Origin of the sequence: Pseudomonas sp. BYT-1 (genome assembly GCF_023611805.1) — a bacterium.
Lineage (GTDB): Bacteria > Pseudomonadota > Gammaproteobacteria > Pseudomonadales > Pseudomonadaceae > Aquipseudomonas > Aquipseudomonas guariconensis.
Map to the genome: position 1 here is coordinate 2,112,774 of NZ_CP072559.1, position 25,313 is coordinate 2,138,086.

A 25,313-nucleotide genomic window follows, 5' to 3' on the forward strand; every position below is an offset into this window, starting at 1 on the left:
AACGCAAGGTCGCGCGCCCTCCAATGATATGTAGCGCACAGTTGCCGAAGTTGCTGGACAAAGTGTTGTCCGACAGTGCATTTGTCGGGTCAAAGCCATGTTGCTGAGTCAGATCAAGGTGTCGCTCATGCTAGAATCCGCCGCTTCGAATCAGGAGGTAGACGCGTGCGCAAACTGGCAGTGGTAATGGCAGTGCTGGCCCTGACGGGCTGTGAGAACGAGGTCGAGGGTGTCCACAAACAGGTGGCCGAACACCTGCACAACCCCAAGACGGCCAAGTTCGCCAACGTGCGGATCGACACCCAGGGCTCGATCTGCGGCCAGGTGCGCGGCAAGGACGACGCCGGGCAGTACGAGGCGTACCGCAGTTATGTGGCGATCAAGCACGATGGCCAGTATGAAATCCTCGTCGATGACACCGGCAACAACCTGCGCATCCGTGAGGTCTGCGGCGGTGCCGAGCTGCAACGCCGCGCCGATGCCCTGGCTGACCAGCCGGCCCCGGAAGGTTGGGATGTGGAAGTGATCCAGGGGGCCAACATGGGCGCCTTGACCGACATGACTGCCCGCCTGATCGAAAAGGGCATCCCGTCCTCGGTCGAGTATCGCAATGGCAAGCCGGTGGTGTTGATGGGGCCATTCCCCACCAAGGCCGAGGCCGAGGCACGCAAGGCCGATGTCATGGCGCGCCTGGGCACGGACTCGATCGTCATCCAGCACGGCGCACAGCGCTAAGGCCACGGGCCGCACAGCGGCTCCAGGGCGTCAAAAATGCATGTCCGGGGCGTGTGCGGCTATGCTTGCAGGGAAGCAGGTGGTTGAGGGGGAAAGGCCTCATGTCTACGCTGGAACGGGCCATTGCCGTCGCTGCCAGGGCGCATGAAGGGCAATACGACAAGGGTGGGGCGGCCTACATTCTCCACCCGTTGCGGGTGATGATGCGGGTTTCGACGCCCGAGCAGCGGATCGTCGCGGTGCTCCACGACGTGTTGGAGGACACCCCGCTGACCCTGTCGGACCTCGCGCGCGAAGGCTTCCCCCTGAAGATCCTCGCCGCCGTGCTGGCGTTGAGCCGGCGTGAAGGCGAGAGCTACGAAGCGTTCGTGGTGCGCCTGGGCGGCGACCCGCTGGCGCGGCAGGTCAAGCTGGCGGACCTGGCCGACAACAGTGACCTGTCGCGTATCCCATGCCCGGGCCCGGCGGACCTGGCCCGGCTTTGCCGCTACCAGCAGGCCAGCGCCTACCTGCAGACCCTCAACTGATCAGCCACAGGCCTGCATGTTCACCGGCCCGACGAAGTCGTTGCCATGGCCCATCACGCACGCCACCTGTTGGTTGCGCTGCAACTCCCAGGTCTGCGGTGGATAGGTCTTGTTCCAGGCCTCGAACAACTGCCGGTCTTGCTTGGACAGGCGCAGGTTGTACTGCTTGCTCATATAGAAGTAGGTGCGCGCGATCATCCCGCGGATCGAAGGGCGCGGCATCACTTTCTTGGCCTTGAAGTCCACCTGGGTCAGGCAGCTGCCGTACTGGCCCTGTTGCTGCGGCAGCCAGCCGAAGCTGTAGTTGCTGCGGTCGCCATTGACCTCGCCGATGCTCGGTACCAAGTTGTGCAGGTCGGCTTCGGCGCGTTTGTACACCTCATCGTGGCGCGAGCAGTTCTTGCGTCCACCATTCTGCCAGCATTGGCGCTGATGGCCGATCTGCCAGGCAGGCACGATGTGTTCCCATTCGATGCGCGAAGCGCGTTGGGCATTCTTGCGCGGGGTGTAGCCGCAGGAGGCCAGGTCCACTTTGTTGCCTTTGTACTTGCAACCACAGTAGAACTCGGTGGATTGCGGTGCATACAGGCGCCAGGCGACCTTCTTGGCTTCCTGGAAGGTGCGTGGGGCGTCGGCGTGGGCAGTGACAGCGGTGAACAGCAGGCACAGGCCTGCGAAAAGCGAAACTCTCATGCGCGGTCAGTCTTCCTTGGGCACAGTCCAGAAGATCTGCACGCCGCCGTCATCGCGGTGGGCGAGGGTGACGTTGTCGTTTTCGGCGATTTCCTCGAGCAGGGTTTCCCAGTCGTCGGGCGACTCGTGCTCCAGGCGGAAGATCAAGGCCGCGCGGCTGCGCTGGGCGATGGGGCTGTTGATGATCTTCTGGATGCGCAGACCCAGTTGTTCGTAGGTGCTAGGGGATGCTGCAGAGGTACTGGCCACGGGGCTTTTCCTTGTTTTGCTGTATGCGCATACAGTATTTCACTGTAAGGCATTTCGCAACAGCGTGTAAGGCGAAAGCGTCTATGACCGCAGGGATGGAATTGGTTCACTCACGGGTGAATGCAGTTGCGGGTAAGCCCGCTCCTCCCGCGTCCGCTCTGGGCACTGTGGGAGCGGGTTTACCCGCGAATGGGCCGGCTCAGACAACGCGCCGGCCCGACGTCATGGTAACGAATCAATACTCCCAGAAGATCCGCTGCAGCTCCTTGCTGTCCTGGGTCTTGGTCATCGCCACCATCGCCAGGATCCGCGCCTTCTGCGGATTCAGGTCATGGGCCACGACCCAGTCGTTCTTGTCGTCAGGCTGTTCGGCGTTGCGCAGCACGAAACCACCCTGATTGACGTGGGACGAACGAATGATCTGAACACCGTTCTTGCGCAGCTCTTGCAGGGCTGGCACCACCCGCGACGATACCGAGCCATTGCCAGTGCCGGCGTGGATCAGAGCCTTGGCGCCATTTTGCGCCAGCGCCTTGTAAGCGGTGTCGGTCACGTTGCCGTAGCCATAGGCGATGTCCACCTGGGGCAGGGCGCTGATTTGCTTGATGTCGAACTCCGAGTTGACGGTATGGCGCTTGGCCGGCAGGCGGAACCAGTAGGACTTGCCTTCGACCACCATGCCCATCGGGCCCCAGGCGCTCTTGAACGCTTCGGTCTTGATGTTGACCGACTTGCTCACGTCACGGCCGGACTGGATCTCATCATTCATGGTCACCAGCACCCCTTTACCGCGGGACTGCTTGTCGCTGGCTACTGCTACGGCGTTGTACAGGTTGAGCATGCCATCGGCGGACATGGCGGTGCCCGGGCGCATGGAGCCGACGACCACGATTGGCTTGTCGGTCTTCTCCACCAGGTTGAGGAAGTAGGCGGTTTCTTCGAGGGTATCGGTGCCGTGGGTGATGACGATGCCGTCGACGTCCTTGCTGTCGGCCAGCTCCGCGACGCGTTTGCCAAGCTTGAGCAGGTCGTCGTTGCTGATGCTCTCGGAGGCGATCTGCATCACCTGCTCGCCGCGCACGTTGGCCAAGGTGGCCAGCTCCGGTACGCCGGCGATGAGTTTGTCGACACCGAGCTTGGCGGCCTGGTAGGTGGCGCTGTTGGCGGCGCTGGCACCGGCGCCGGCGATGGTGCCGCCGGTGGCGAGGATGACCACGTTGGCCAGTTTCTGCTGTTGCTCGGCTTCCTTGGCGCTAAGGCCGGTCGGCAGGATCAGCAACAGGGCGAGGGCGCTTGGGGCGAAGGTTTTCACTGCAGCATTCATGTTTTTATTTTCTCTCTTCCAAATGAGACGGTTGGCTGTGTCGCGCCCTAGAGCAGGCAGGTTTCGTACCAGCGGGGGCCGTGGCCCCAGCAAGGGCTGGATGAAGCCGTGATCAGGGCGCGTTACGACAAACCTGTGAGATGGTTCGGGCTGCATGACAGCCTGTTCCGTTCGGTATCCCGAATGAGAGTAGGAAAAGGTGTTCGGTTTTTCGGAAATTTTTCGGATAATCCCGACGTACGCGGCCTGGGCAAAACCGCGTGAGGGATTTGACAAAAGCAGGTCTTGTTTCCATAGTTAGGCAACGCAAACGTTTGCTATCCGATAAAAAACACAAGATTCGGAGTCAAATTCATGAAATTGCCATTCCCTGGCCGCTTGCTGGCCCTGGTTGTCTTCTCCACGCTTGCCCTCTCGATCCCCGTGTCCGCCGCCCAGGCCCAGGACAAACCCAAGGTCGCCCTGGTCATGAAATCCCTGGCCAACGAGTTCTTCCTGACCATGGAAGACGGCGCCAAGACCTACCAGAAAACCCACGCTGATGATTTCGACTTGGTGGCCAACGGCATCAAGGACGAATCCGATACTGGCAACCAGATCCGCATCGTCGAGCAGATGATCGTCTCCGGCGTCAACGCCCTGGTCATCGCTCCGGCCGACTCCAAAGCCCTGGTGCCGGTGATCAAGAAGGCCATGGACGCGGGCATCACCGTGGTCAACATCGACAACCGCCTCGACCCCGACGTGCTCAAGAGCAAAGGCCTGAGCGTGCCCTTCGTCGGCCCCGACAACCGCAAGGGCGCACGTTTGGTCGGCGACTACCTGGCCCAGCAGAAGCTCAAGGCCGGGGACCAGGTCGGTATCATCGAAGGCGTGCCGACCACCACCAACGCCCAGCAGCGCACCGCAGGCTTCAAGGACGCCATGGAAGCTGCGCAGATGAAAGTGGTCTCGGTGCAGTCGGGCAACTGGGAGATCGACAAGGGCAACGCCGTCGCCGCCGCCATGCTCAACGAATACCCCGATCTCAAGGCATTGCTGGCCGGCAACGACAGCATGGCCCTGGGCGCTGTGTCGGCGGTGCGGGCGGCAGGCAAGACTGGCCAGGTGCAAGTGGTTGGGTACGACAACATCCGCGCCATCAAGCCCATGCTCAAGGACGGCCGTGTGCTTGCCACCCTCGAGCAGCATGGCGCCGACCAGGCAGTGTTCGGCATCCAGGCGGCCTTGCAGATGCTCAAGGGCGAAAAGCCTGCGGTGGATGCCGACAACGTCATCCAGACCCCGGTCGAACTGGTTACCGAATGAAGATGCGGCATCGCGGCGCCGGTTTCGCCGGTAGGACCGCACCCACAGGTACAGCAGGGTTTTCCAGGCCTGCGCAAGGTCTGTGGGCACCGGCTCATCCGCGAGGAGGCCAGCACAGCCAATACAAGACCGCTGCGTTCCCTGGGGCGGGGTGTCTGCCATGAAAGAAGCGAATGAGGTCACCCTTGCCGTCAGCGGCCTGGGCAAGACTTACACCCAGCCGGTGCTCGGCGATGTGACGCTGGAGCTGCGCGCCGGCGAAGTGCTGGCGCTCACCGGCGAGAACGGCGCGGGCAAGAGCACGCTGTCCAAGCTGATCAGCGGCCTGGAAACGCCCACCACAGGGCAGATGCGTTATCGCGGCGAGCCCTACGCGCCCGGCAGTCGCAGCGCGGCCGAGCGCCTGGGCGTGCGCATGGTGATGCAGGAGCTCAACCTGCTGCCCACCCTGACCGTGGCCGAGAACCTGTTCCTCGACAACCTGCCCAGCCGCGCCGGTTGGATCAGTCAGAAACGCCTGCGCCAACTGGCTACCGCCGCCATGGCCCAGGTCGGCCTGGATGCCATCGACCCGGACACCCCGGTCGGCGAGTTGGGCATCGGCCATCAGCAGATGGTGGAGATCGCCCGCAACCTCATTGGCGATTGCCATGTGCTGATCTTCGACGAGCCCACGGCGATGCTCACCGCTCGCGAAGTGGAGCTGCTGTTCACTCAGATAGAACGCCTACGCCAGCGCGGCGTGGCCATCGTCTATATCTCCCATCGCCTGGAAGAGCTGCAGCGCGTGGCCCAGCGCATCGCCGTGCTGCGCGATGGCAAGTTGGTGTGCGTCGAGCCGATCCAGCGCTACAGCAGCGCCGAGCTGGTCAACCTCATGGTCGGTCGCGAGCTGGGCGAGCATATCGACCTCGGTCGTCGCGAGATCGGCCAGACGCTGCTCAAGGTCAACAAGCTCAGCCGTGGCGACAAGGTGCGCGAGGTGTCGTTCGAGGTCAGGGCAGGGGAGATCTTCGGTATTTCCGGCCTGATCGGCGCCGGACGCACTGAGCTGTTGCGCCTGATCTACGGCGCCGACCGCGCCGACAGCGGGCAGATCGAACTTGGCCAGCCCTTGCAGCCGGTCACCCTCGATTCGCCCAAGGCGGCGGTGCGCGCGGGCATCGCGTTGATCACCGAGGACCGCAAGGGCGAAGGCCTGCTGCTCACTCAATCGATCAGCGCCAATATTGCCCTGGGCAACCTGGGGGCGGTGTCCCGCGCGGGCATACTCGACGCCGAAGCCGAGCGCGCCCAGGCGCTGCGCCAGATCAATGCCATGCGCATCCGCAGCGCCAGCCCGGCCCAGGCCGTGGGCGAGCTTTCCGGCGGCAACCAGCAGAAAGTGGTGATCGGCCGCTGGCTGGAGCGCAACTGCCAGGTGCTGTTGTTCGACGAGCCGACCCGGGGCATCGATGTCGGCGCCAAGTTCGACATCTATGGCCTGCTGGCCGAGCTGGCGCGCCAGGGCAAGGCCTTGGTGGTGGTGTCCAGCGACCTGCGCGAGCTGATGCTGATCTGCGATCGCATCGCTGTGCTCTCGGCGGGCCGGCTGATCGACACCTTCGACCGCGAGCGCTGGAGCCAGGATCAACTGCTCGCCGCCGCCTTCGCCGGCTATCAGAAACGTGACGCACTGCTGCATGAAGCAGCTCCCAGGATGGACCCATGAAGACCACACCCCTCGACACCCCGGGCCGCGCCCCCGCGCGCCGCAGCGCCAATTACTTCGGCCTGGGTACCTACCTGGGCCTGGCCGGCGCCTTGCTGGCGATGATCGTGCTGTTCTCGTTCTTGAGCAGCCACTTTTTGTCCTACGCCACCTTCAGTACCCTGGCCAACCAGATCCCGGACCTCATGGTGCTGGCGGTGGGCATGACCTTCGTGCTGATCATCGGCGGCATCGACCTGTCGGTGGGCTCGGTGTTGGCCCTGGCCGCCTCGGCGGTCAGCGTGGCGATCCTGGGCTGGGGCTGGAGCCCGTTGCCTGCGGCGTTGCTGGGCATGGCCGTGGCGGCGCTGGCCGGCAGCGTCACCGGTGGCATCACCGTGGCCTGGCGCATCCCATCGTTCATCGTCTCTTTGGGCGTGCTGGAGATGGCCCGAGGCCTGGCTTACCAGTTCACCGACTCGCGCACCGCCTACATCGGCGATGCCTTCGCCTGGTTCTCCAACCCCATCGCCTTCGGTATTTCGCCAGCCTTCATCATCGCCTTGCTGGTCATCGTCGTCGCCCAGTTGGCGCTGACCCGCACGGTGTTCGGCCGCTACCTGATCGGCATCGGCACCAATGAGGAGGCCGTGCGCCTGGCCGGCATCGACCCGCGCCCCTACAAGGTGCTGGTGTTCGCCTTGATGGGGCTACTCGCGGGCCTGGCCGCGCTGTTCCAGATCTCCCGCCTGGAAGCCGCCGACCCCAATGCCGGCGCTGGCCTGGAGCTGCAGGTCATCGCCGCCGTGGTCATCGGCGGCACCAGCCTGATGGGCGGGCGCGGCTCGGTCATCAGCACTTTCTTCGGTGTCCTGATCATCTCTGTGTTGGCCGCGGGGCTGGCGCAGATCGGTGCCTCCGAACCCACCAAACGCATCATCACCGGGGCGGTCATTGTGATCGCCGTGGTGCTCGACACTTACCGGAGCCGGCGCGCAGGCCGGCGGAACTGAACCCATGGCAACCATCAAAGACGTCGCGGCATTGGCAGGTATTTCCTATACCACCGTGTCCCATGTACTGAACAAGACCCGCCCGGTCAGCGAGCATGTGCGCCTGAAGGTCGAGGCGGCCATCGCCGAGCTCGACTACGTGCCCAGCGCCGTGGCCCGTTCGCTCAAGGCCCGCAGCACCGCCACCATCGGCCTGCTGGTGCCCAACAGCGTCAACCCGTACTTCGCCGAGTTGGCCCGGGGTATCGAGGACGGCTGCGAGCGCAATGGCTATTGCGTGATCCTCTGCAACTCCGACGACAACCCGCAAAAGCAGCGCAGCTACCTGCGGGTGTTGCTGGAAAAGCGCATCGACGGCCTGATCGTCGCCTCGGTCGGCCAGGACAGCGACCTGCTGGAAAGCCTGGCCTGCGTGCGCACGCCAATGGTCATCGTCGACCGCGCCCTGGATGGCATCGATGCCGACCTGGTACGCATCGACCACGAACAGGGCGGCTACCTCGCCACCCGGCACCTGCTGGACCTGGGCCATCGCGACATCGCCTGCATCGGCGGGCCGGCCGACTCAGGGCCTGCCCAGTTGCGCCTGGCGGGCTACCGTCGGGCCATGGCCGAGCAGGGCGTGGCGGAGGGTGAAAATCGCATTCTGCACAGTGACTTCAGCAGCCCCGGTGGCTACGACGCCGCGGTGCACCTGCTCGACGGCCCGCGGCCCACGGCGATCTTCGCCGGCAACGACATGATCGGTTTTGGCGTGTTGCGTGCGGCGGCCGAGCGCAACATCCACGTGCCGGGCGAGTTGTCGGTGGTCGGCTTCGACGACATCGAGCTCAGCCGCTATGTGTACCCGCCGTTGACCACGGTCGGCCAGTCGATCCGCGAGCTCGGCGAAAGCGCCGCGCAGCTGCTGCTCTCGCGCATCGCCACCCCCCGCAGCGGCGGCGTGGAGCAGCGCATCGTCGCCCCGCGCATCGTGCTGCGTGAATCCACCGGGCCGCGCCCGGACCTGTTCAATGATTACCGCTAAGGAGTGACCATGAGCGCCAAGGTCGTGGTGGTCGGCAGTCTCAACATGGACTTGGTGGCCCGCACCCAGCGTTTGCCCCGGCCCGGCGAGACGCTGGCCGGCGACAGCTTCTTCACCGTGCCCGGCGGCAAGGGTGCCAACCAGGCGGTGGCCGTGGCTCGGCTTGGGGCCAGCGTGGCCATGGTCGGCAACGTGGGCGACGACGCCTATGGCCAGCAACTGCGCAAGGCCCTGGAGCATGAGGGCATCGATTGCCAAGCGGTGGGCGTATGCCCAGGCGTCTCCAGCGGCGTGGCGCTGATCATGGTCGATGCCGCCAGCCAGAACTCCATCGTCATCATCCCCGGCGGCAACGGCCAGCTGACGCCGGCGTCCGTGCAGCGTTACGACGCTCTGTTGCAAGCGGCCGAGGTGATCATCTGCCAGCTGGAAGTGCCCATGACCACGGTGGCCTGGACGCTGGCCCGTGGGCGTGAACTGGGTAAGACAGTGATCCTCAACCCCGCGCCTGCCACCGGCCCGCTGCCGTCGGACTGGTTCGCCGATATCGATTACCTCACGCCCAACGAGAGCGAGGCCGAAGCCTTGACCGGGCTGCCGGTGACCGACATCGACAGTGCACGCCGCGCCGGTGAACGGCTGTTGCAGCTGGGCGCGGGCAAGGTGATCGTCACGCTGGGGGCGCAGGGTGCGTTGTTCCTCAGCCCTGCGGGTAGCCGGCATTTTCCCGCCCCGGTGGTCAAGCCCGTGGATACCACCGCGGCAGGGGATACCTTCATCGGCGGCTTCGCTGCCGGCCTGGTGCGCGGATTGGAGGAGGGCGAGGCCATCGCCTTCGGCCAGCGGGCCGCGGCGTTGTCGGTGACCCGCGTGGGCGCCCAGCCTTCGATTCCCTATTTGGCGGAGCTTGCGCCATGAAGAAGACCGGATTGTTGAACGTGGCGTTGTCCAGGGTGGTCGCCGGGCTGGGCCACGGTGACATCCTGGTGATCGGCGATGCCGGGCTGCCGGTGCCGCCGGGCGTAGAACAGATCGATCTGGCCGTGACCCCCGGTGTGCCGGATTTCGCCAGTGTGTTGCAGGCGGTGCTGGGAGAGATGCAAGTGGAGCGGCATGTGCTGGCCGAGCAGATGCTCGAGGTAGCGCCGCCAGCCTTGGCGCAGGTACAGGGGCTGCAAGGACAGCTGGGCGTGCGCGAGCTGCTGAGCCATCAAGCGTTCAAAGAGTTGTGCCGCCAGGCCAAGGCCGTGGTGCGAACCGGGGAGTGCAAACCCTACAGCAACATCGCGCTAGTGGCGGGTGTCACGTTCTGAGGTCAAGGCCCACTCGCGGGTAAACCCGGTCCTGCGCCGAACCCTGTGGGAGCGGGTTTACCCACGAAAGGCCGCAACGCGGCCCCACTATCGAAGGCAACAAGGAGTGCCCTATGTTCAAACACCTCCTCAAAGGAGTCGTCCTCATGTCAGCCGTGGTCACCAACTCCCTCCAGGCCGCTACGCGGGATGTGATCATCGACACCGACCCGGGTGCCGACGACGTCGTCGCGCTGCTGCTCGCCATGGCCTCGCCCGAGGACTTGAACATCCGCGCCATCACCACCGTGGCCGGCAACGTGCGTCTGGACAAGACCTCACGCAACGCTCGCCTCGCGCGGGAATGGGCTGGGCGCGAAGACATCCCGGTCTACGCCGGGGCAGGGCGCCCGCTGGTGCGCAAGCCGATCTACGCTGACGATATCCATGGTCGGGAGGGCCTGGAAGGGGTGAAGGTCCACGAGCCCAAACAGGGCCTGGCCCAGGGCAATGCCGTGCAGTACCTGGTCGATACGCTGTCCCACGCCGAGCCTCACAGCATCACCCTGGCCATGCTCGGTCCGCAGACCAACCTGGCCCTGGCGTTGATCCAGAAGCCCGAGATCGCCAAAAGCATCAAGGAAGTGGTGGTAATGGGTGGTGCTCACTTCAATGGCGGCAACATCACCCCGGTGGCCGAGTTCAACCTCTACGCCGACCCCCATGCTGCGCAGGTGGTGCTGGCCAGCGGCGTCAAGCTGACCTACGTGCCCCTGGACCTGACCCACAAGGTGATCACCAGTGAAGCGCGCTTCAAGCAGTTGGCAGCCATCAACAATCAGGCCAGCCAGCGTGTGGTGGATATCCTCGACGCCTACGTCAAGCACGACATGGACCTGTACGGGATGCCCGGAGGCCCGGTGCACGATGCCAGTGTCATCGCCTACCTGATCAAGCCCGAGCTGTTCAGCGGCAGGCGGGCCCACCTGGAGGTCGACAGCCGTGAAGGCCCGACCTTTGGCCAGACCGTCGTTGACTGGTACGCGGTGCTCAAGCGTCCGGCCAATGTGCTGTGGCTGAACGAGGGCGATGCCCAGGGCTTTTTCGACCTGCTCAGCGAGCGCTTGGCTCGATTGCAATAGCGGCGTGCGGGGCGTAGCGCTCGAACACCTGCTCGATGAAGCTGCGCGCTGCTTCGCTGCCGCGGTCGCGAACCAACAAGTCGATGGCGATCAGCAGCAGTTCTTCAGGGGTGCTGGGGCTGTAGGCGCTCTGGCCCTCGGCCCATTTGACCTTGATGTCGGCGTCGATGCTGTGGCTGCTCATGGGAGGCTCTCGTGGCAAGCCTGGGCTAAGGGTCGAACACCGGACCCTGGCGTTCGAAGGGAGGCGTGCTGCGCTCCGGTTGTTGCAGTAAATCATGCCTTTGCATTCGTCGCACGACCGCTGGCGAATAAACCGCCAGGCGTACGGCGCAAAATCCAGTCACGATTCCCTTTCGCCATCAGGGGCCGGTTCAGGCAGACTTGCTCGGTTTTGCAACAAAAGTTGAGCGGAGCTGTCGCATGAGACAGTTCCCATGATGATTAGGAGGATTCATGTTCCGTACCCGTGCTTACCTGGCGACCTTGCTGGCGGCTGCAGTCCTGGCAGGTTGCAGCACAGGCGGTTCTTCCAGCGGTGGCGACAAGGCCCCAGGCACCTCGGCCGATAACGGCGGTCGCTGCGAGGCCAGCGGTGCCGACTTCACCATAGGCAAACAGGCCACCCCGGCGCTGCTGGAGCAGGCACGCAAGGCCAGCGGTTCGCAACTGGCACGTATCCTCAAGCCCCACGATGTAATCACCCTGGAATACCGCTCCGAGCGGCTGAACCTGAACGTCGATGACAAAGGCGTGGTGAGCCGCGTTAACTGCGGTTGAGGTTTCGCCTGCGACAAAAGCGAACACCCACAAAAAACCCGCCATGAAGGCGGGTTTTTTGTATTCGTATCCGAATTACTCCGGACGAACCTGCGCAGCCTGCATGCCCTTCTGACCGCGTTCGGCAACGAAGGAAACGGACTGGCCTTCTTTCAGGCTCTTGAAGCCGTCGGTTTCGATGGCCTTGAAGTGTACGAACAGGTCGTCGCCGCCGCCTGCTGGGGTGATGAAGCCGTAGCCTTTTTCATCATTGAACCATTTGACGGTGCCGTTTTGGCGATTGGACATGGGGTGAATCTCCAGAAACATGGTTTTTTTTCGAGGTGCGATGTTGCCGAGGCTACGCAGCACCGGCGACATCATAGTCTAATTCTGCGTATCTAGCGCCTGTTACCTTCGCAGGATACTGATCCACGGCAAATAATGCGTGCATCGCCCCGCAAAAAGGCTCAGCTCTTAGGTGCGCAGGCCTGACGTACCACGGTTTGCGCCCGCTGCATCAGCTTGGCGTCGACACCGTCCTTGCTGTCCAGGTCTTCGATTTCCGCCTTGGTGAAGTTCTTCTCGATCGCATCAGCGCCGCACTTGCAGTGCTGGTCCGCCGTTTTCGCATCGACACCTTGAGCCGACGCCACCTGGACGCACTGCTCCATGTAGGCGCCTTTCTTGCCGGCAGGCCACTCGGCATGTGCCGCCAGGGGCAGCAGCAGGGCGCTGGCGGCGGTCAGGGCCAGAAGAGACTGAAGTCGCATAACCACACACTCCTTGGGTTGGATCTCATCAAGAGTAGGATGCTTCAGAAACTCTGAGGTGGAATTTTCCGAACAAGTTCACCCAGACGGCTTAATTTCCAAATATTTCTGCCTGCCGCCCAAGCCGCGTGCTAGCATGCTCGGCTTGCAGCTGCACCCTGGCAGCTGTTTTCCATTTTTCTTTCCAGTCACTCTGGTTCGTCCCTGGTTGGCCGAAAGGCTCCTGCCACTGTGAGGCAGGCTTTCCCGCGGGAAAGGCAGGTCGGATCTTGTACTGGCTCATCCCAACCCATGTGACCTTTGGTAGGGGTCACCACTAGGAGAGGAGGCGCCATGCCCGTAATTACTCTTCCCGATGGCAGTCAACGTACGTTCGACAAGGCCGTCACCGTTGCCGAAGTCGCCGCCTCCATTGGCGCGGGCCTCGCCAAGGCCACGCTGGCCGGCAAGGTCGATGGCAAGCTGGTCGACGCCTGCGACCTGATCGAGAACGACGCCACGCTGCAGATCATCACCCCTAAAGATGAAGAGGGACTGGAGATCATCCGTCACTCGTGCGCCCACCTGGTCGGCCACGCAGTGAAACAGCTGTACCCGACCGCCAAGATGGTGATCGGCCCGGTGATCGACGAAGGCTTCTACTACGACATCGCCTACGAGCGCCCCTTCACCCCAGAAGACATGGCCGCTATCGAACAGCGCATGCAACAGCTGATCGACAAGGACTACGACGTCATCAAGAAGATGACCCCGCGCGCCGAAGTCATCGACGTGTTCAAGAGCCGTGGCGAAGACTACAAGCTGCGCCTGGTCGAGGACATGCCGGACGAACAGGCCATGGGCCTGTACTACCACGAAGAATACGTCGACATGTGCCGTGGCCCGCACGTGCCGAACACCCGTTTCCTCAAGGCCTTCAAGCTGACCAAGCTGTCTGGCGCCTACTGGCGCGGCGATGCCAAGAACGAGCAGCTGCAGCGCGTGTACGGCACCGCCTGGGCTGACAAGAAGCAACTGGCTGCCTACATCCAGCGCATCGAAGAAGCCGAAAAGCGCGACCACCGCAAGATCGGCAAGCAGCTGGATCTCTTCCACCTGCAGGAAGAAGCCCCGGGCATGGTCTTCTGGCACCCGGCCGGCTGGACCGTCTATCAGGTGCTCGAGCAGTACATGCGTGGTGTGCAGCGCGAAAACGGCTACCTGGAGATCAAGACGCCGCAGGTCGTCGACCGCATCCTCTGGGAGCGTTCCGGCCACTGGTCCAACTACGCCGAGAACATGTTCACCACTTCGTCGGAAAGTCGCGATTTCGCGGTAAAACCGATGAACTGCCCTTGCCACGTACAGGTGTTCAACCAAGGCCTGAAGTCCTACCGTGACCTGCCGCTGCGCCTGGCCGAGTTCGGTGCCTGCCACCGTAACGAGCCGTCCGGCGCCCTGCACGGCATCATGCGTGTGCGTGGCTTCACCCAGGACGACGCCCACATCTTCTGCACCGAAGATCAGGTGAAGAAAGAAGCGGCCGACTTCATCAAGCTGACCCTGGATGTCTACAAGGACTTCGGTTTCACCGACATCGCCATGAAGCTCTCGACCCGTCCCGCCAAGCGTGTGGGCTCCGAAGAGCTGTGGGACCGCGCCGAAGGCGCCCTGGCCGATGCGCTGAACGAGTCGGGCCTGGAGTGGGAATACCAGCCGGGCGAGGGCGCTTTCTACGGTCCGAAGATCGAATTCACCCTGCGTGACTGCCTGGGCCGTAACTGGCAGTGCGGCACCCTGCAGTACGATCCGAACCTGCCGGAGCGTCTGGATGCTAGCTATATCGCCGAAGATAACAACCGTAAGCGCCCAGTCATGCTGCACCGTGCGATCCTCGGTTCCTTCGAGCGTTTCATCGGCATGCTGATCGAGCACTACGCGGGCGTATTCCCGGCGTGGCTGGCCCCGACCCAGGCGGTGATCATGAACATCACCGACAAGCAGGCCGATTTCGCACTCGAAGTGGAAAAATCCCTCAATGGGGCTGGTTTCCGTGCCAAGTCCGACTTGAGAAATGAGAAGATCGGCTTTAAAATCCGCGAGCATACTTTGCTCAAGGTCCCATACCTTCTGGTTATAGGGGACCGCGAAGTCGAAACGCAGACCGTTGCAGTGCGTACCCGTGATGGCAAAGACCTGGGCTCCATGCCCGTCTCCCAATTCACCCAACTGCTCGCTGACGCCGTGGCTCAGCGCGGTCGCCTAGAATCGGAGTAATGACTATTAAGCGTGAAATGAGAAACGATAAACGAACTGCACCGAAAGCCCCGATCAACGAGAATATCTCGGCACGCGAGGTTCGGTTAATTGGCGCTGACGGCGAGCAGATTGGCATCGTCTCGATTGATGAAGCGCTGCGTATCGCTGATGAAGCGAAGCTGGATCTGGTGGAGATCTCTGCAGACGCGCAACCGCCTGTCTGCAAGGTCATGGACTACGGCAAGCACCTCTTCGAAAAGAAGAAGCAGGCCAACGAAGCCAAGAAAAACCAGAAGCAGATCCAGATCAAAGAAATCAAGTTTCGTCCAGGGACGGAAGAAGGGGATTACCAGGTAAAACTACGCAACCTGGTACGTTTCCTTAGCGATGGGGACAAGGCCAAGATCTCTCTGAGATTCCGCGGCCGTGAGATGGCCCACCAGGAGCTGGGCATGGAGCTGTTGAAGCGGGTCGAAGCTGACCTCGCCGAATACGGCACCGTTGAGCAGCATCCGAAGATGGAAGGACGCCAGCTTATGATGGTCATCGCCCCCAAAAAGAAGAAGTAATCTCCCGGGCACGGCAGGCCTGATGATTATGTGTAATTTTATCGAATGCGGAGTTCCAACATGCCAAAAATGAAAACCAAGAGCGGTGCTGCGAAGCGTTTCCTGAAAACCGCTTCCGGCTTCAAGCACAAGCACGCTTTCAAGAGCCACATCCTGACCAAAATGTCGACCAAGCGTAAGCGTCAACTGCGCGGTGCCAGCCTGCTGCACCCGTCTGACGTGGCAAAAGTCGAGCGCATGCTGCGCGTACGTTAATTCTGGTCAACGATAGAGGAAGTTACTCATGGCTCGTGTAAAGCGTGGCGTCATCGCTCGTAAGCGTCACAAGAAAATTCTGAAACTGGCTAAAGGCTACTACGGTGCACGCTCGCGCGTATTCCGCGTTGCCAAGCAGGCTGTCATCAAGGCTGGCCAATACGCCTACCGTGACCGTCGCCAGAAGAAGCGTCAGTTCCGCGCTCTGTGGATCGCTCGTATCAACGCCGGTGCCCGCACCAACGGTCTGTCCTACAGCCGTCTGATCGCTGGCCTGAAGAAAGCGTCGATCGAAATCGACCGCAAGGTTCTGGCCGACCTGGCAGTGAACGAAAAAGCGGCGTTTGCTGCGATTGTCGAGAAAGCTAAAGCCGTCCTGGCTTAAGTACCCACGACAATCATCCGGCGGCGCTTTGCGTCGTCGGGTGTAAAACGTCATCGATAGGGGAAGAGCCTTCAAAAGCTCTTCCCCTATTTTCGTATCTGGAGTCTGTACATGGAAAACCTGGACGCGCTGGTTGCCCAAGCCCTCGAGGCCGTGGAACGCGCTGAAGACATCACTACCCTGGAACAGATCCGGGTCCAATACCTCGGCAAGAAAGGCGAGCTGACCCAGGTGATGAAGACCCTGGGCAACCTGCCAGCCGAAGAGCGCCCGAAAGTCGGTGCGCTGATCAACGACGCCAAAGAGCGCGTCACCGACGTGCTCAACGCACGCAAGGCTGCCTTCGAAGAAGCCGAGCTCAACGCTCGCCTGGCCGCCGAATGCATCGACGTGACCCTGCCAGGCCGTGGCCAGACCACCGGCGGGCTGCACCCGATCACCCGTACCCTCGAGCGCATCGAGCAGTTCTTCACCCACATCGGCTACGGCATCGCCGAAGGTCCTGAGGTCGAAGACGACTACCACAACTTCGAAGCGCTCAACATCCCCGGCCATCACCCGGCCCGGGCGATGCACGACACCTTCTACTTCAATGCCAACATGCTGCTGCGCACCCACACTTCGCCTGTGCAGGTGCGGACCATGGAGTCCAGCCAGCCGCCGATCCGCATTGTCTGCCCGGGCCGCGTCTATCGCTGCGACTCGGACATTACCCACTCGCCGATGTTCCACCAGGTCGAAGGCCTGCTGGTCGATCGCGGCATCAACTTCGCCGACCTCAAGGGCACCATCGAAGAGTTCCTGCGCGTGTTCTTCGAAAAAGAACTGGCGGTACGCTTCCGTCCGTCGTTCTTCCCCTTCACCGAGCCTTCGGCTGAAGTCGACATCCAGTGCGTGATGTGCTCCGGCAATGGCTGCCGCGTTTGCAAGCAGACCGGCTGGCTCGAAGTCATGGGTTGCGGCATGGTCCACCCGAACGTGCTGCGCATGTCCGGCATCGACCCGGAAGAGTTCCAGGGCTTCGCCTTCGGCATGGGCGCCGAGCGCCTGGCCATGCTGCGCTATGGCGTCAACGATTTGCGTCTGTTCTTCGACAACGACCTGCGGTTCCTCGCCCAATTCCGCTAGGCCCAATCGACGCACTTTCTAGGAGAACAGCATGAAATTCAGTGAACAGTGGCTGCGCGGTTGGGTAAACCCGCAAGTCTCCCGTGACGAACTGGTCGCCCGCCTGTCCATGGCCGGCCTTGAAGTCGACAGCGTGACCCCCGCTGCCGGCCAGTTCAGCGGCATCGTGGTGGGCGAGATCCTCGCCACCGAACAACACCCGGACGCCGACAAGCTGCGCGTGTGCCAGGTGAGCAACGGCCAGGAAACCTTCCAGGTCGTCTGCGGCGCTCCGAACGCGCGCCCAGGCATCAAGATCCCGTTCGCCATGATCGGCGCCGAACTGCCGGGCGACTTCAAGATCAAGAAGGCCAAGCTGCGCGGCGTCGAGTCCTTCGGCATGCTGTGCTCGGCCGCCGAGCTGCAGATCAGCGAAGAGAACGACGGCCTGCTGGAACTGGCGGCTGACGCCCCGGTCGGCGAAGACATTCGCCAGTACCTGAACCTGGACGACGCCAGCATCGAAATCGGCCTGACCCCGAACCGCGGCGACTGCCTGTCCATCGCAGGCCTGGCCCGCGACGTCAGCGCCCTGTACGACGTGCCGGTCACCCGTCCTCAAGTGCCTGCCGTTGCCCCGGCCCACGACGAAGTGCGCCCGGTTGAAGTCTGCGCGCCGGCGGCCTGCCCACGGTACCTGGGCCGCGTCATCCGCAACGTCGACCTGAGCAAGCCGACCCCGCTGTGGATGGTCGAGCGCCTGCGCCGCAGCGACGTGCGCAGCATCGACGCTGCCGTCGACATCACCAACTACGTGATGCTCGAGCTCGGCCAGCCGATGCACGCCTTCGACCTCGCCGAAATCAACGGCGGCATCCGCGTACGCATGGCCGAGGAGGGCGAGAAGCTCGTCCTGCTGGACGGCCAGGAAGTCGCGCTGCGTGCCGACACCCTGGTCATCGCCGACCACACCCGCGCCCTGGCCATCGCCGGCGTCATGGGTGGCGAACACAGCGGCGTGAATACCGAGAAGACCCGCGATCTGTTCTTGGAAAGCGCCTTCTTCGAGCCGATTTCCGTCGCAGGCAAGGCCCGTTCCTACGGTCTGCACACCGATGCCTCGCACCGCTACGAGCGCGGCGTCGATTCGCAACTGGCCCGTGAAGCCATGGAGCGCGCCACCGCCCTGGTCCTCGAGATCGTCGGCGGCGAAGCCGGCCCCATCGTCGAGGCCGTGAGCGAGCAGCACCTGCCGAAGGTCGCGCCAGTCACCCTGCGCGCCGAGCGTATCAACCAGATGCTTGGCATGGACATGGACGCTGCCCAGGTCGAGCAACTGCTCAACGCCCTGGAGCTGAAAACCAGCGCTGATGGCGTAGGGCAGTGGACTGTCGGAGTCCCAAGCCACCGCTTCGACATCAGCCTCGAAGTCGATCTGATCGAAGAGCTGGCCCGCCTGTACGGCTACAACAACCTGCCGGTCCGCTACCCGCAAGCCCGCCTGGCTCCGCAGACCCGCCCGGAAGCCCGTGGCGAGCTGCCGACCCTGCGCCGCCTGCTGGTCGCCCGCGGCTATCAGGAAGCCATCACCTACAGCTTCATCGACCCGAAACTGTTCGAGCTGTTCACCCCGGGCGTCGAGCCGCTGCTGCTGGCCAACCCTATCTCCAGCGACATGGCCGCCATGCGCGCGTCCCTGTGGCCGGGCCTGGTCAAGGCGCTGCAGCACAACCTCAACCGCCAGCAGGACCGCGTACGCCTGTTCGAAAGCGGCCTGCGCTTCGTCGGCCAGCTGGGCGACCTCAAGCAGCAGCCGATGATCGCCGGCGTCGCCACGGGCAGCCGTCTGCCGGAAGGCTGGGCGAACGGCCGTGACAGCCTCGACTTCTTCGACGTGAAAGCCGACGTGGAAGCCCTGCTGGGCTACTCGGGCGCCCTGGACGACTTCACGTTCGTCGCCGGCAAGCACCCAGCCCTGCACCCTGGCCAGACCGCCCGCATCGAGCGCGACGGCAAGGAAGTCGGCTACATCGGCGCTATCCACCCAGAGCTCGCCAAGACCCTGGGCCTGGAGCGTCCAGTGTTCGTCTTCGAGCTGGTACTGGGCGATGTGGTCGAAGGCCGCCTGCCGAAGTTCAGCGAACTGTCCAAGTTCCCAGAAGTGAGGCGTGACCTGGCTTTGATCGCAGGACGTGATGTTGCTTCTAGCTCCGTGCTTGAAGTAATTCGTGACAATGCGGGCGAATGGCTCACAGACCTCAGGCTGTTTGACGTCTACCAAGGTAAAGGCATTGATCCTGATAGAAAAAGCCTGGCCGTCGGCTTGACCTGGCAGCATCCATCGCGCACTCTTAACGACGATGAGGTGAACACTACCCTGCAAAACATCCTCACCTCGCTTGAACAAAGGTTGAACACCACGTTAAGGAAATAGCGTATGGGTGCTCTGACGAAAGCTGAGATGGCCGAAAGGCTGTACGAGGAGCTGGGGCTCAACAAGAGAGAGGCCAAGGAGCTGGTCGAGCTGTTTTTCGAAGAAATTCGGCACGCACTTGAAGAGAACGAGCAGGTCAAGCTGTCCGGTTTCGGCAACTTCGACCTTCGCGACAAACGCCAGCGGCCGGGCCGCAACCCCAAGACAGGGGAAGAGATCCCGATCACCGCTCGCCGCGTCGTCACCTTTCGTCCAGGGCAGAAACTGAAAGCCCGGGTTGAGGCCTATGCTGGAACCAAGCCATAACGACGAGCTGCCCCCCATTCCGGGCAAGCGCTACTTCACCATCGGTGAGGTCAGTGAGCTCTGTGCGGTAAAACCGCACGTGCTGCGTTATTGGGAACAGGAGTTCCCGCAACTCAACCCGGTCAAGCGCCGCGGTAACCGGCGGTATTACCAGCGCCAAGACGTGCTGATGATCCGCCAGATCCGCGCGCTGCTGTACGACCAAGGCTTCACCATCGGCGGGGCGCGACTGCGCCTCTCCAGTGATGAGGCCAAGGATGACACCACCCAGTACAAGCAGCTGATCCGGCAGATGATTGCCGAGTTGGAGGATGTGTTGGTGGTGTTGAAGAAGTGAACCGAACCCGATGAATGGAAAGTTTTTGAAAAAAAGCTTCCATTATTCAAAAGGTTAGGGTAGATTCTTCACCGTTCTCAGCAATATCGAGAATGATGTCGGGGCGTAGCGCAGCCCGGTAGCGCACTTGCATGGGGTGCAAGGGGTCGAGTGTTCGAATCACTCCGTCCCGACCAATAATCCCAAGGACTTAGGCCATTTCCGAAAGGGGTGGCCTTTTTCCTTTGCGTGACTTTTGCGTGACTTCTCAGGTTTTTACGCCTGCCTCCTCTTCAGAATTGTCAGCACCGGCCCACGCGAGTCCGTCGCTGAAACTTTGTTTGCCGCCTCTATCAACTGTCCCAGCTCCGCGCCAGAATAGTGGCTGGTCACGCTGCCGTTCTTGTGGCCAAGTAGCGACTTCCGATCTTCCTCTGTTACACCAGCTGCTTTCAGGCGCCTGCCGAAAGTGTGCTTCAAGTCGTGAACCCTGATCGAAGCGAACCCTGGGTGCGCCGGCCGCAAGTGTTGCTCCTGCCAGAGCTTTGCCGCGCGTACCCTCGCTTTCTTCCAGGCCGAGTCGTTCATCCTGTGCATGCCGGTGCCGTTGTATGGGAAAACCCATTCCCGACTGATACCGCGCTGCCCGTCGATGATCGACTTGGCCACGCTGTTCAGGACCACCAGGCGCTCATCTCGGTTCTTCACGCCTGAGTTCTCGTGCCGGCCGCCGAAGTCGGCAGGTATTAAGAAAACGCTGGTACCTAGCTCGGGCACCGAGATCTCCCAATCCCACCTCAGTTTGCAGACTTCCTGCTCTCGGCAGCCTGTGTTCACCTTGAACAGGGCCATGCGCTGCAGATGGTCCGGCAACTCCCCGAAGAGAATCGACTGCTCATCCCAAGACATCGGATAGGGCTTTCGACTGGATCTCTTCTCTTCCAGCTTGGCCAGCAGCGGAATGCTGTCGAGCCAGGGCCTGCGCTCTTCATCCCGCCACTTCCGGCAAGCCAGCGACAGAACGCGAATCACCCGCTCGATCGCGATGTTCACCGTCCGGTTGCTGACCGCCTTCCTCACCTTCCCATTCGGCAAATCTTCATCCGTCTGCCGGTCCCGAATGAATGGGGCCAGTGCCTGGTCGTCGATGTGCGTCAGGGGCAGGTCGCCCAGGTATGGATCAAGTTGCTGTAGGCACAGGGCAGTCAGTTTGATTGACGGCTGATCCTTGTGCTCGAGCAGGTACCTGGTAGCCGCCTCACGGAACGTCCGAACCTGCCGAACACCATACACTTTGCGTTGGCGGATCTGCTCCAGGCGGTGGATCAGGTACTTTTCTGCTTCCGCCCGGTCACAAGTTCCAGTGCTTTCGTAAAGTCTCTCGCCGTTGATCCTCTTGTCGATGTGCCAGATGCCGTTCCTTTGGGAAAGGCCTGTGATTGTCTTTCGCGCCATCCCTTATCTCCTGATGGGCGCTCGCTGCCGGATGATTGTCGTCCCTGAGCGCCTTCTTTCGCAATTGCCATGGCCTGGATGTAGTCGTTCACCCAGGCGTCCAGTTCTTCTCGGTCAAAACCGATGCCACGTTCCCCGATGGGGAACTCGTTCACATGCGGCCTGACGGTCTTGTTGAATTCAGATCGGCACATGCCGAGGTAGTGGGGTGCATCGCCAGCGCGGATGATGCGCGGCTGGATGCGAGCGGCTGGTGCCGCATTGGCGTTCGCCATGGGGTTCTCCTGAGGGCAGATCAGGCCACAAAGCTCTGCCCAACCCTGGCCGCCTTAGCGCCTTCCTGGGTCCTGAACATGAGCTGTGTTTTGTTGGTCCGGCCAAAAGACCGGTATTCGACATCGACCCACCAGTGGCCGAACTTGCGGTATGGAGGGCCCAGTAGTTTCGTGATGAGGCAGGAGGACTGGTTCATGGGGTGGTCTCCACGCCGCCGGTGGCGGCAGGTTGGTGGTTAGTCGACCTGGTAGTAGACGTAGCAGTTGACGCCCTGGGCCTTGAGCGAGGCGTGCATCGCTTGCACGCCTGCACTGTGCTGATTGCCGATGCCTGGCCAGGGCGTATCGAGGTGCACACCTTGCTGGTGGTAGCGGCTCTTCTTCTGAACATAGCCAGGCAGCCCCGCCAGTTGGCTGGCGCGAAGACCCGGCACCGGAATTACTACCCGGTCCAGGTTCGCGCTGCCGCCGTCGTCTGGGCACGCTGCCGCTGCGGCTTTACCGGCCTCGATAGCGATGCGGATCTTGGAAGGCAAGGCGGCCAGTTCTTCTTTCGTCATGGCGTAGCTCTCCATGCCCGCGCATGTCGGCGGGCTTGAGTAGTTGGGGGAGGGGTTACAGCAGGTGGGCGCCGGATTCGAGCAGGCCGTCGCGATCTTCAACGAGGCGCTTATTTTCGGCGCGAAGGCCATCGATCACCTTGAGCAGGCCGCCTAGCGTGCCGTAGCACTCAGCCAGCAGGTTGTTGGCCGTTTCGATCGCTGATCCCTTGCCTGGCACGCCGCGCTGGCAATCCTTCATCAGCGCCTCAACACTGTTCTTGTCAGTCGGCATGGATCAACTCCTTCGGAACCTGGACGGTATCGCCGAGCTTGGCGGCGACGATGGCGCGGCATGCGGCGACCAGGGCGATGTCACCGGCCTGGCAAAACTCACCCTTGTCGGTGATCACCCAGCCGGCCCAAACGTCGTCGGTGCTCTGCGGGCAATGCAGGCTGACCATTTGTTTTTCGATCAGCGGTCCGCCCAGCTTCCAGTCTTCGTGCGGGTTGTAGAGAACCTCCCACTCCAGCGCCTGGCCGCGCTTCTTCCAGAACACCCGCCACGGCACGTTGTACTGAGGTCCTACCAGGAAGACCTCAAGCCCTTCGGCCTGGGCAACGGCCCAGTCGAGCGCGTGGCCGGTGAGATCTGCCGTCTTCACTTCGATCAGGTCGGTCATGCTCGTCTCCGCTCAGGATTACCATACTGGTCGTACTCCGGGCGCTCTGGCGGGTATGCCTCAGCGGTGAGCGCCTGGTCGATGGCGGCGCGCAGGTTTTCGTTGTAGTTCTCCCCCAGCACGCGCCGGTTGGGCTTGCCCATGTAGTGACCAACGATCTCGATGCCGATGGTGTAGTCGCCGTCCATGCCGTTCGAATGGCTTTCGAAGACGACGTCCCAGCAGCAGGACTCGATGGCATTTAGGCGAGCCCTGTCCTGGCGCAGGGCCTCCAGCTCATCGCTGGATACGATGATGAAGTGCGTTTTCTTCTTGCTCACAGCTGATACCTCTCGTCAATCCAGCGCCCAGGCGCCATAGCGGGTGTAGGTTCTGGTTGTGTTTCGTGCGGGGAGAGCTGGCGCTGGTTGCCGGCCTGCAGCTGGCTGTCGGGAATGCAGTCGATTGCAGCACCGGGCCCGGGCGCATACATGTAGCAAGTGATACCCCGAGCTTCGTCACGAAATACCTTGAGGCCGTAGGGTGGCTCTGCTGCGCTGGCGCCGGTGGCCAGCAGCAGGAGGCAGAGGGCGAGGCGGGTCATGCCGCCACCTTGTGGCGGACCCACACGCAAACAGGGCCGTCTTCGGTGTCGTGGATCGAGAAGGTGAACCAGCCATCACCGACCGGCTTGCTTGGCTGCCAGGGCGTGCAGTCATAGTCGCCGCCGGCGTCGAGCCATTCCGCATTCAGTTCTTCCGGGCCGTCGTTTTCCATCTCGACCACGCAGTACTCCAGGCCGTGGTCGCCGAACCAGCTGAACGGAAGCGCGCATTCGTCGCCGTCGTCCGGCCAGGCCGGGTGGGTCCAGAAGCCGTATTCGTCGCGCTCAACCTGCAGCGGCTGGATCAGTTGCTTTTCTTCAGGCATGACTTCGTCCTTAGCCGCCATATCGCGGCAGTAAGTTGTACAAGTGGTTGGGTTCGGTACAAGAAAATCGGCCGGTGGTCCGATTCAGTTCTCAAGCTGCGATACCGAGATTGCGTCTCGCCTCGCTTTGGCTATGGTGAGAGTTCACCCGTGGCATACAACTAAAATCGTAGGAGGCCGACATGAGGATTCGCGGTGAAGTTTTCTGGGAGTGGGCTGATCCAACGCTTCACCACCGAACTCATGACGAAGAACTCGAGGATGGAACGGTCATTGATGTTCAGGTGCGCCTGTCGCGAACGGGTAACACGCAGATGTTCATTGGGGTATATGCCGCGAGTGGCATGGCCCTTCACGAAGAGGCTTTCGATTCCCGACCTGGCGAATCCATGACCAGGGCTCTGGCCTGGGGAGTGGGGCGGGCTCGCCGGATCGCCACCGATACCCAGCCGAAATTCGATAAAGTCGCCTGCTCGAAATAGAGGGGACAGGGGCTACAGCTGAGTGGAGTACTTTTGTACTCCAGTGGTTAGGAGGGCTTGCGCTCCAGGGCGGCGCGGGCTTGCCAGCCTTCCCATGCCATCTGTACAGCCATGCGTGAATATTCGTCGCCATCGCGGTGCAGGGCATCCTTGTGATAGCCCTTCTCAAACGCCGCCCGCTCATCGCGCTCAACCGGCGCGCTCGGGGTGCAATCCATGCAGGTTTCTGCGTTCAGGATGTTGCCGACGATGCCCTGGTCCGAACAAGTTTCGCACTTCGGCGCGCTCGGCTCTGCGCTGGCGGATAGGGCAGCGATGATGCGTTGTGCGACTGGACTGTCACGGCAAACCAGTTCTTCATGGGCTTCTCGCAGCAGCGCATCCCGCTCGACCAGCTGGGCGCGTATGGCGTCAATCTTTCCTTCTTGCATATCAAAGATTCTGTTCCACTCTTCGATTTCAGCGCGCAGCCGCTCAACCTCGCGAGGGTCGGCGTGGGCATAGACCTTCATATCGTCAATTATGTGAGGGTCGCCGATTGGGGTAAAAACGATGCGCTCGTTGTAGTCTCGTACCAGTGTGCCGATGGCATCGCCCTGGTGCTGCCCGGCTGGCTTGGCCCGGGCATTCCATTTTTCGATGTGCGCTTGCTGGTCTTCGCGGAAGCCCCAACTGATCGGGCCGAGTACCTGGCAGCGGTGCATGAAGCTGTAGATGTCTTCGCGGTGATGCTTCGTGATCTGCGGCTTCTCACCACAGAACGGGCACGGCAGCAGGTCGCTGACCATCTCTGTGTTGCTGGATCGGTTTTCTGTGGGCATGGGTAAC

At 62.1% G+C, this 25,313-nt stretch carries 35 protein-coding genes and 1 tRNA gene; 20 read left to right on the forward strand and 16 right to left on the reverse strand.

What is annotated here, in order from left to right; genetic code table 11:
* Positions 1–165 precede the first annotated feature (165 nt).
* Both J5X93_RS09620 and J5X93_RS09625 read left to right on the forward strand, forming a co-directional pair.
* Positions 166–735 carry an SPOR domain-containing protein gene (locus tag J5X93_RS09620; RefSeq protein WP_070571887.1) on the forward strand — a complete coding sequence of 190 codons (570 nt, stop codon included), beginning with the start codon at positions 166–168 and terminating at the stop codon, positions 733–735.
* 101 nt (positions 736–836) lie between these two features.
* On the forward strand, positions 837–1,262 hold the full coding sequence (locus tag J5X93_RS09625; RefSeq protein WP_043214816.1) for a GTP pyrophosphokinase: 426 nt from the start codon (positions 837–839) through the stop codon (positions 1,260–1,262).
* Here J5X93_RS09625 and J5X93_RS09630 read toward each other — a convergent pair whose 3' ends face one another.
* The 3 genes from J5X93_RS09630 to J5X93_RS09640 all read right to left on the reverse strand — a co-directional run bounded on the left by J5X93_RS09630 (position 1,263) and on the right by J5X93_RS09640 (position 3,528).
* The gene (locus J5X93_RS09630; protein ID WP_070571888.1) at positions 1,263–1,955 is read right to left on the reverse strand and encodes an endonuclease; all 693 of its coding nucleotides are present in this window, start codon (positions 1,953–1,955) and stop codon (positions 1,263–1,265) included.
* A gap of 6 nt (positions 1,956–1,961) precedes the next feature.
* Positions 1,962–2,204 carry a DUF1654 domain-containing protein gene (locus J5X93_RS09635; RefSeq protein ID WP_043214811.1) on the reverse strand — a complete coding sequence of 81 codons (243 nt, stop codon included), beginning with the start codon at positions 2,202–2,204 and terminating at the stop codon, positions 1,962–1,964.
* A 235-nt stretch (positions 2,205–2,439) separates the two neighbouring features.
* Positions 2,440–3,528 carry an asparaginase gene (locus tag J5X93_RS09640; protein WP_043214809.1) on the reverse strand — a complete coding sequence of 363 codons (1,089 nt, stop codon included), beginning with the start codon at positions 3,526–3,528 and terminating at the stop codon, positions 2,440–2,442.
* 354 nt (positions 3,529–3,882) lie between these two features.
* Here J5X93_RS09640 and J5X93_RS09645 point away from each other — a divergent pair, with 354 nt between their 5' ends.
* The 7 genes from J5X93_RS09645 (at position 3,883) to J5X93_RS09675 (ending at position 11,000) form a co-directional block, all read left to right on the forward strand.
* Positions 3,883–4,836, forward strand: a complete 954-nt coding sequence (locus J5X93_RS09645) for a sugar ABC transporter substrate-binding protein (RefSeq protein WP_182941157.1) — start codon at positions 3,883–3,885, stop codon at positions 4,834–4,836.
* 160 nt (positions 4,837–4,996) lie between these two features.
* Positions 4,997–6,547 (forward strand): sugar ABC transporter ATP-binding protein, encoded by a 1,551-nt coding sequence (locus J5X93_RS09650; RefSeq protein WP_043214804.1) that lies wholly within the window; start codon positions 4,997–4,999, stop codon positions 6,545–6,547.
* Complete coding sequence (locus J5X93_RS09655; RefSeq protein WP_090345617.1) at positions 6,544–7,539, forward strand: ABC transporter permease; 996 nt, start codon at positions 6,544–6,546, stop codon at positions 7,537–7,539. Before J5X93_RS09650 ends, J5X93_RS09655 begins: the two co-directional genes overlap by 4 nt.
* Before the next feature lie 4 nt (positions 7,540–7,543).
* A complete protein-coding gene (locus J5X93_RS09660; protein ID WP_043214798.1) occupies positions 7,544–8,566 on the forward strand; it encodes a LacI family DNA-binding transcriptional regulator in 1,023 nt (340 codons plus the stop codon).
* 9 nt (positions 8,567–8,575) lie between these two features.
* Positions 8,576–9,484, forward strand: coding sequence for a ribokinase (gene rbsK / locus J5X93_RS09665; RefSeq protein ID WP_182818538.1), 909 nt, complete (start codon positions 8,576–8,578; stop codon positions 9,482–9,484).
* Positions 9,481–9,879 carry a D-ribose pyranase gene (gene rbsD, locus J5X93_RS09670; RefSeq protein ID WP_182941153.1) on the forward strand — a complete coding sequence of 133 codons (399 nt, stop codon included), beginning with the start codon at positions 9,481–9,483 and terminating at the stop codon, positions 9,877–9,879. The genes rbsK and rbsD overlap by 4 nt, the downstream gene beginning before the upstream one ends.
* Before the next feature lie 113 nt (positions 9,880–9,992).
* Entirely contained in the window at positions 9,993–11,000 is a 1,008-nt protein-coding gene (locus tag J5X93_RS09675) for a nucleoside hydrolase (protein ID WP_182941150.1), read from the forward strand.
* On the opposite strand, the gene J5X93_RS09680 is transcribed toward J5X93_RS09675, so the two are convergent.
* Positions 10,972–11,184, reverse strand: a complete 213-nt coding sequence (locus J5X93_RS09680; protein WP_043214792.1) for a hypothetical protein — start codon at positions 11,182–11,184, stop codon at positions 10,972–10,974. The two genes, J5X93_RS09675 and J5X93_RS09680, sit on opposite strands and share 29 nt — an antisense overlap.
* A 272-nt stretch (positions 11,185–11,456) precedes the next feature.
* Between J5X93_RS09680 and J5X93_RS09685 the strand changes: the two genes are divergently transcribed.
* Complete coding sequence (locus tag J5X93_RS09685; RefSeq protein ID WP_182941148.1) at positions 11,457–11,780, forward strand: I78 family peptidase inhibitor; 324 nt, start codon at positions 11,457–11,459, stop codon at positions 11,778–11,780.
* Positions 11,781–11,855: 75 nt separating this feature from the next.
* Here the strand turns inward: J5X93_RS09685 and J5X93_RS09690 are convergent, their stop codons facing one another.
* Both J5X93_RS09690 and J5X93_RS09695 read right to left on the reverse strand, forming a co-directional pair.
* On the reverse strand, positions 11,856–12,068 hold the full coding sequence (locus J5X93_RS09690; RefSeq protein WP_070091905.1) for a cold-shock protein: 213 nt from the start codon (positions 12,066–12,068) through the stop codon (positions 11,856–11,858).
* Between the two features lie 161 nt (positions 12,069–12,229).
* The gene (locus J5X93_RS09695; RefSeq protein ID WP_043215857.1) at positions 12,230–12,532 is read right to left on the reverse strand and encodes a hypothetical protein; all 303 of its coding nucleotides are present in this window, start codon (positions 12,530–12,532) and stop codon (positions 12,230–12,232) included.
* A gap of 333 nt (positions 12,533–12,865) precedes the next feature.
* Between J5X93_RS09695 and thrS the strand changes: the two genes are divergently transcribed.
* The 9 genes from thrS (at position 12,866) to J5X93_RS09740 (ending at position 20,339) form a co-directional block, all read left to right on the forward strand.
* A complete protein-coding gene (gene thrS / locus J5X93_RS09700; protein WP_043215858.1) occupies positions 12,866–14,788 on the forward strand; it encodes a threonine--tRNA ligase in 1,923 nt (640 codons plus the stop codon).
* Complete coding sequence (gene infC / locus J5X93_RS09705; RefSeq protein ID WP_170831750.1) at positions 14,788–15,339, forward strand: translation initiation factor IF-3; 552 nt, start codon at positions 14,788–14,790, stop codon at positions 15,337–15,339. The genes thrS and infC overlap by 1 nt, the downstream gene beginning before the upstream one ends.
* Positions 15,340–15,399: 60 nt before the next feature.
* Positions 15,400–15,594 (forward strand): 50S ribosomal protein L35, encoded by a 195-nt coding sequence (gene rpmI / locus J5X93_RS09710; RefSeq protein ID WP_003250667.1) that lies wholly within the window; start codon positions 15,400–15,402, stop codon positions 15,592–15,594.
* A gap of 28 nt (positions 15,595–15,622) precedes the next feature.
* A complete protein-coding gene (rplT, locus tag J5X93_RS09715; protein ID WP_003250671.1) occupies positions 15,623–15,979 on the forward strand; it encodes a 50S ribosomal protein L20 in 357 nt (118 codons plus the stop codon).
* 111 nt (positions 15,980–16,090) lie between these two features.
* Positions 16,091–17,107, forward strand: coding sequence for a phenylalanine--tRNA ligase subunit alpha (gene pheS, locus J5X93_RS09720; protein ID WP_043215859.1), 1,017 nt, complete (start codon positions 16,091–16,093; stop codon positions 17,105–17,107).
* A gap of 31 nt (positions 17,108–17,138) precedes the next feature.
* Positions 17,139–19,520, forward strand: a complete 2,382-nt coding sequence (gene pheT, locus J5X93_RS09725) for a phenylalanine--tRNA ligase subunit beta (RefSeq protein ID WP_182941145.1) — start codon at positions 17,139–17,141, stop codon at positions 19,518–19,520.
* Positions 19,521–19,523: 3 nt separating this feature from the next.
* Complete coding sequence (gene ihfA / locus J5X93_RS09730; RefSeq protein ID WP_003250679.1) at positions 19,524–19,826, forward strand: integration host factor subunit alpha; 303 nt, start codon at positions 19,524–19,526, stop codon at positions 19,824–19,826.
* Positions 19,807–20,163 (forward strand): MerR family transcriptional regulator, encoded by a 357-nt coding sequence (locus J5X93_RS09735; RefSeq protein ID WP_043213594.1) that lies wholly within the window; start codon positions 19,807–19,809, stop codon positions 20,161–20,163. The genes ihfA and J5X93_RS09735 overlap by 20 nt, the downstream gene beginning before the upstream one ends.
* Before the next feature lie 99 nt (positions 20,164–20,262).
* A tRNA-Pro gene (locus J5X93_RS09740) sits at positions 20,263–20,339 on the forward strand.
* Positions 20,340–20,418: 79 nt separating this feature from the next.
* Here J5X93_RS09740 and J5X93_RS09745 read toward each other — a convergent pair.
* Genes J5X93_RS09745 through J5X93_RS09785 form a run of 9 tightly spaced genes read right to left on the reverse strand, consistent with a single transcriptional unit; the run spans position 20,419 to position 24,003 of the window.
* Positions 20,419–21,582: a tyrosine-type recombinase/integrase gene (locus J5X93_RS09745; protein ID WP_241106813.1), complete on the reverse strand. Its 1,164-nt coding sequence runs from the start codon at positions 21,580–21,582 to the stop codon at positions 20,419–20,421.
* A complete protein-coding gene (locus J5X93_RS09750; RefSeq protein WP_250034630.1) occupies positions 21,468–21,872 on the reverse strand; it encodes a helix-turn-helix transcriptional regulator in 405 nt (134 codons plus the stop codon). Before J5X93_RS09750 ends, J5X93_RS09745 begins: the two co-directional genes overlap by 115 nt.
* Before the next feature lie 20 nt (positions 21,873–21,892).
* Entirely contained in the window at positions 21,893–22,069 is a 177-nt protein-coding gene (locus J5X93_RS09755; protein ID WP_180962760.1) for a hypothetical protein, read from the reverse strand.
* 39 nt (positions 22,070–22,108) lie between these two features.
* Positions 22,109–22,432, reverse strand: coding sequence for a hypothetical protein (locus tag J5X93_RS09760; protein WP_250034633.1), 324 nt, complete (start codon positions 22,430–22,432; stop codon positions 22,109–22,111).
* A 55-nt stretch (positions 22,433–22,487) separates the two neighbouring features.
* On the reverse strand, positions 22,488–22,706 hold the full coding sequence (locus J5X93_RS09765; RefSeq protein ID WP_250034636.1) for a hypothetical protein: 219 nt from the start codon (positions 22,704–22,706) through the stop codon (positions 22,488–22,490).
* Positions 22,696–23,094 carry a DUF2591 domain-containing protein gene (locus J5X93_RS09770; RefSeq protein WP_250034639.1) on the reverse strand — a complete coding sequence of 133 codons (399 nt, stop codon included), beginning with the start codon at positions 23,092–23,094 and terminating at the stop codon, positions 22,696–22,698. Before J5X93_RS09770 ends, J5X93_RS09765 begins: the two co-directional genes overlap by 11 nt.
* The gene (locus J5X93_RS09775) at positions 23,091–23,414 is read right to left on the reverse strand and encodes a hypothetical protein (RefSeq protein WP_250034641.1); all 324 of its coding nucleotides are present in this window, start codon (positions 23,412–23,414) and stop codon (positions 23,091–23,093) included. Before J5X93_RS09775 ends, J5X93_RS09770 begins: the two co-directional genes overlap by 4 nt.
* Positions 23,411–23,677: a hypothetical protein gene (locus J5X93_RS09780; protein WP_250034643.1), complete on the reverse strand. Its 267-nt coding sequence runs from the start codon at positions 23,675–23,677 to the stop codon at positions 23,411–23,413. The genes J5X93_RS09775 and J5X93_RS09780 overlap by 4 nt, the downstream gene beginning before the upstream one ends.
* The gene (locus J5X93_RS09785; protein ID WP_013971285.1) at positions 23,674–24,003 is read right to left on the reverse strand and encodes a hypothetical protein; all 330 of its coding nucleotides are present in this window, start codon (positions 24,001–24,003) and stop codon (positions 23,674–23,676) included. Before J5X93_RS09785 ends, J5X93_RS09780 begins: the two co-directional genes overlap by 4 nt.
* 182 nt (positions 24,004–24,185) lie before the next feature.
* On the opposite strand from J5X93_RS09785, the gene J5X93_RS09790 reads away from it, so the two are divergent.
* Entirely contained in the window at positions 24,186–24,485 is a 300-nt protein-coding gene (locus J5X93_RS09790; protein ID WP_012273082.1) for a hypothetical protein, read from the forward strand.
* A 47-nt stretch (positions 24,486–24,532) separates the two neighbouring features.
* Here J5X93_RS09790 and J5X93_RS09795 read toward each other — a convergent pair whose 3' ends face one another.
* The gene (locus J5X93_RS09795; protein WP_250034645.1) at positions 24,533–25,273 is read right to left on the reverse strand and encodes a Lar family restriction alleviation protein; all 741 of its coding nucleotides are present in this window, start codon (positions 25,271–25,273) and stop codon (positions 24,533–24,535) included.
* Positions 25,274–25,313: the final 40 nt, after the last annotated feature.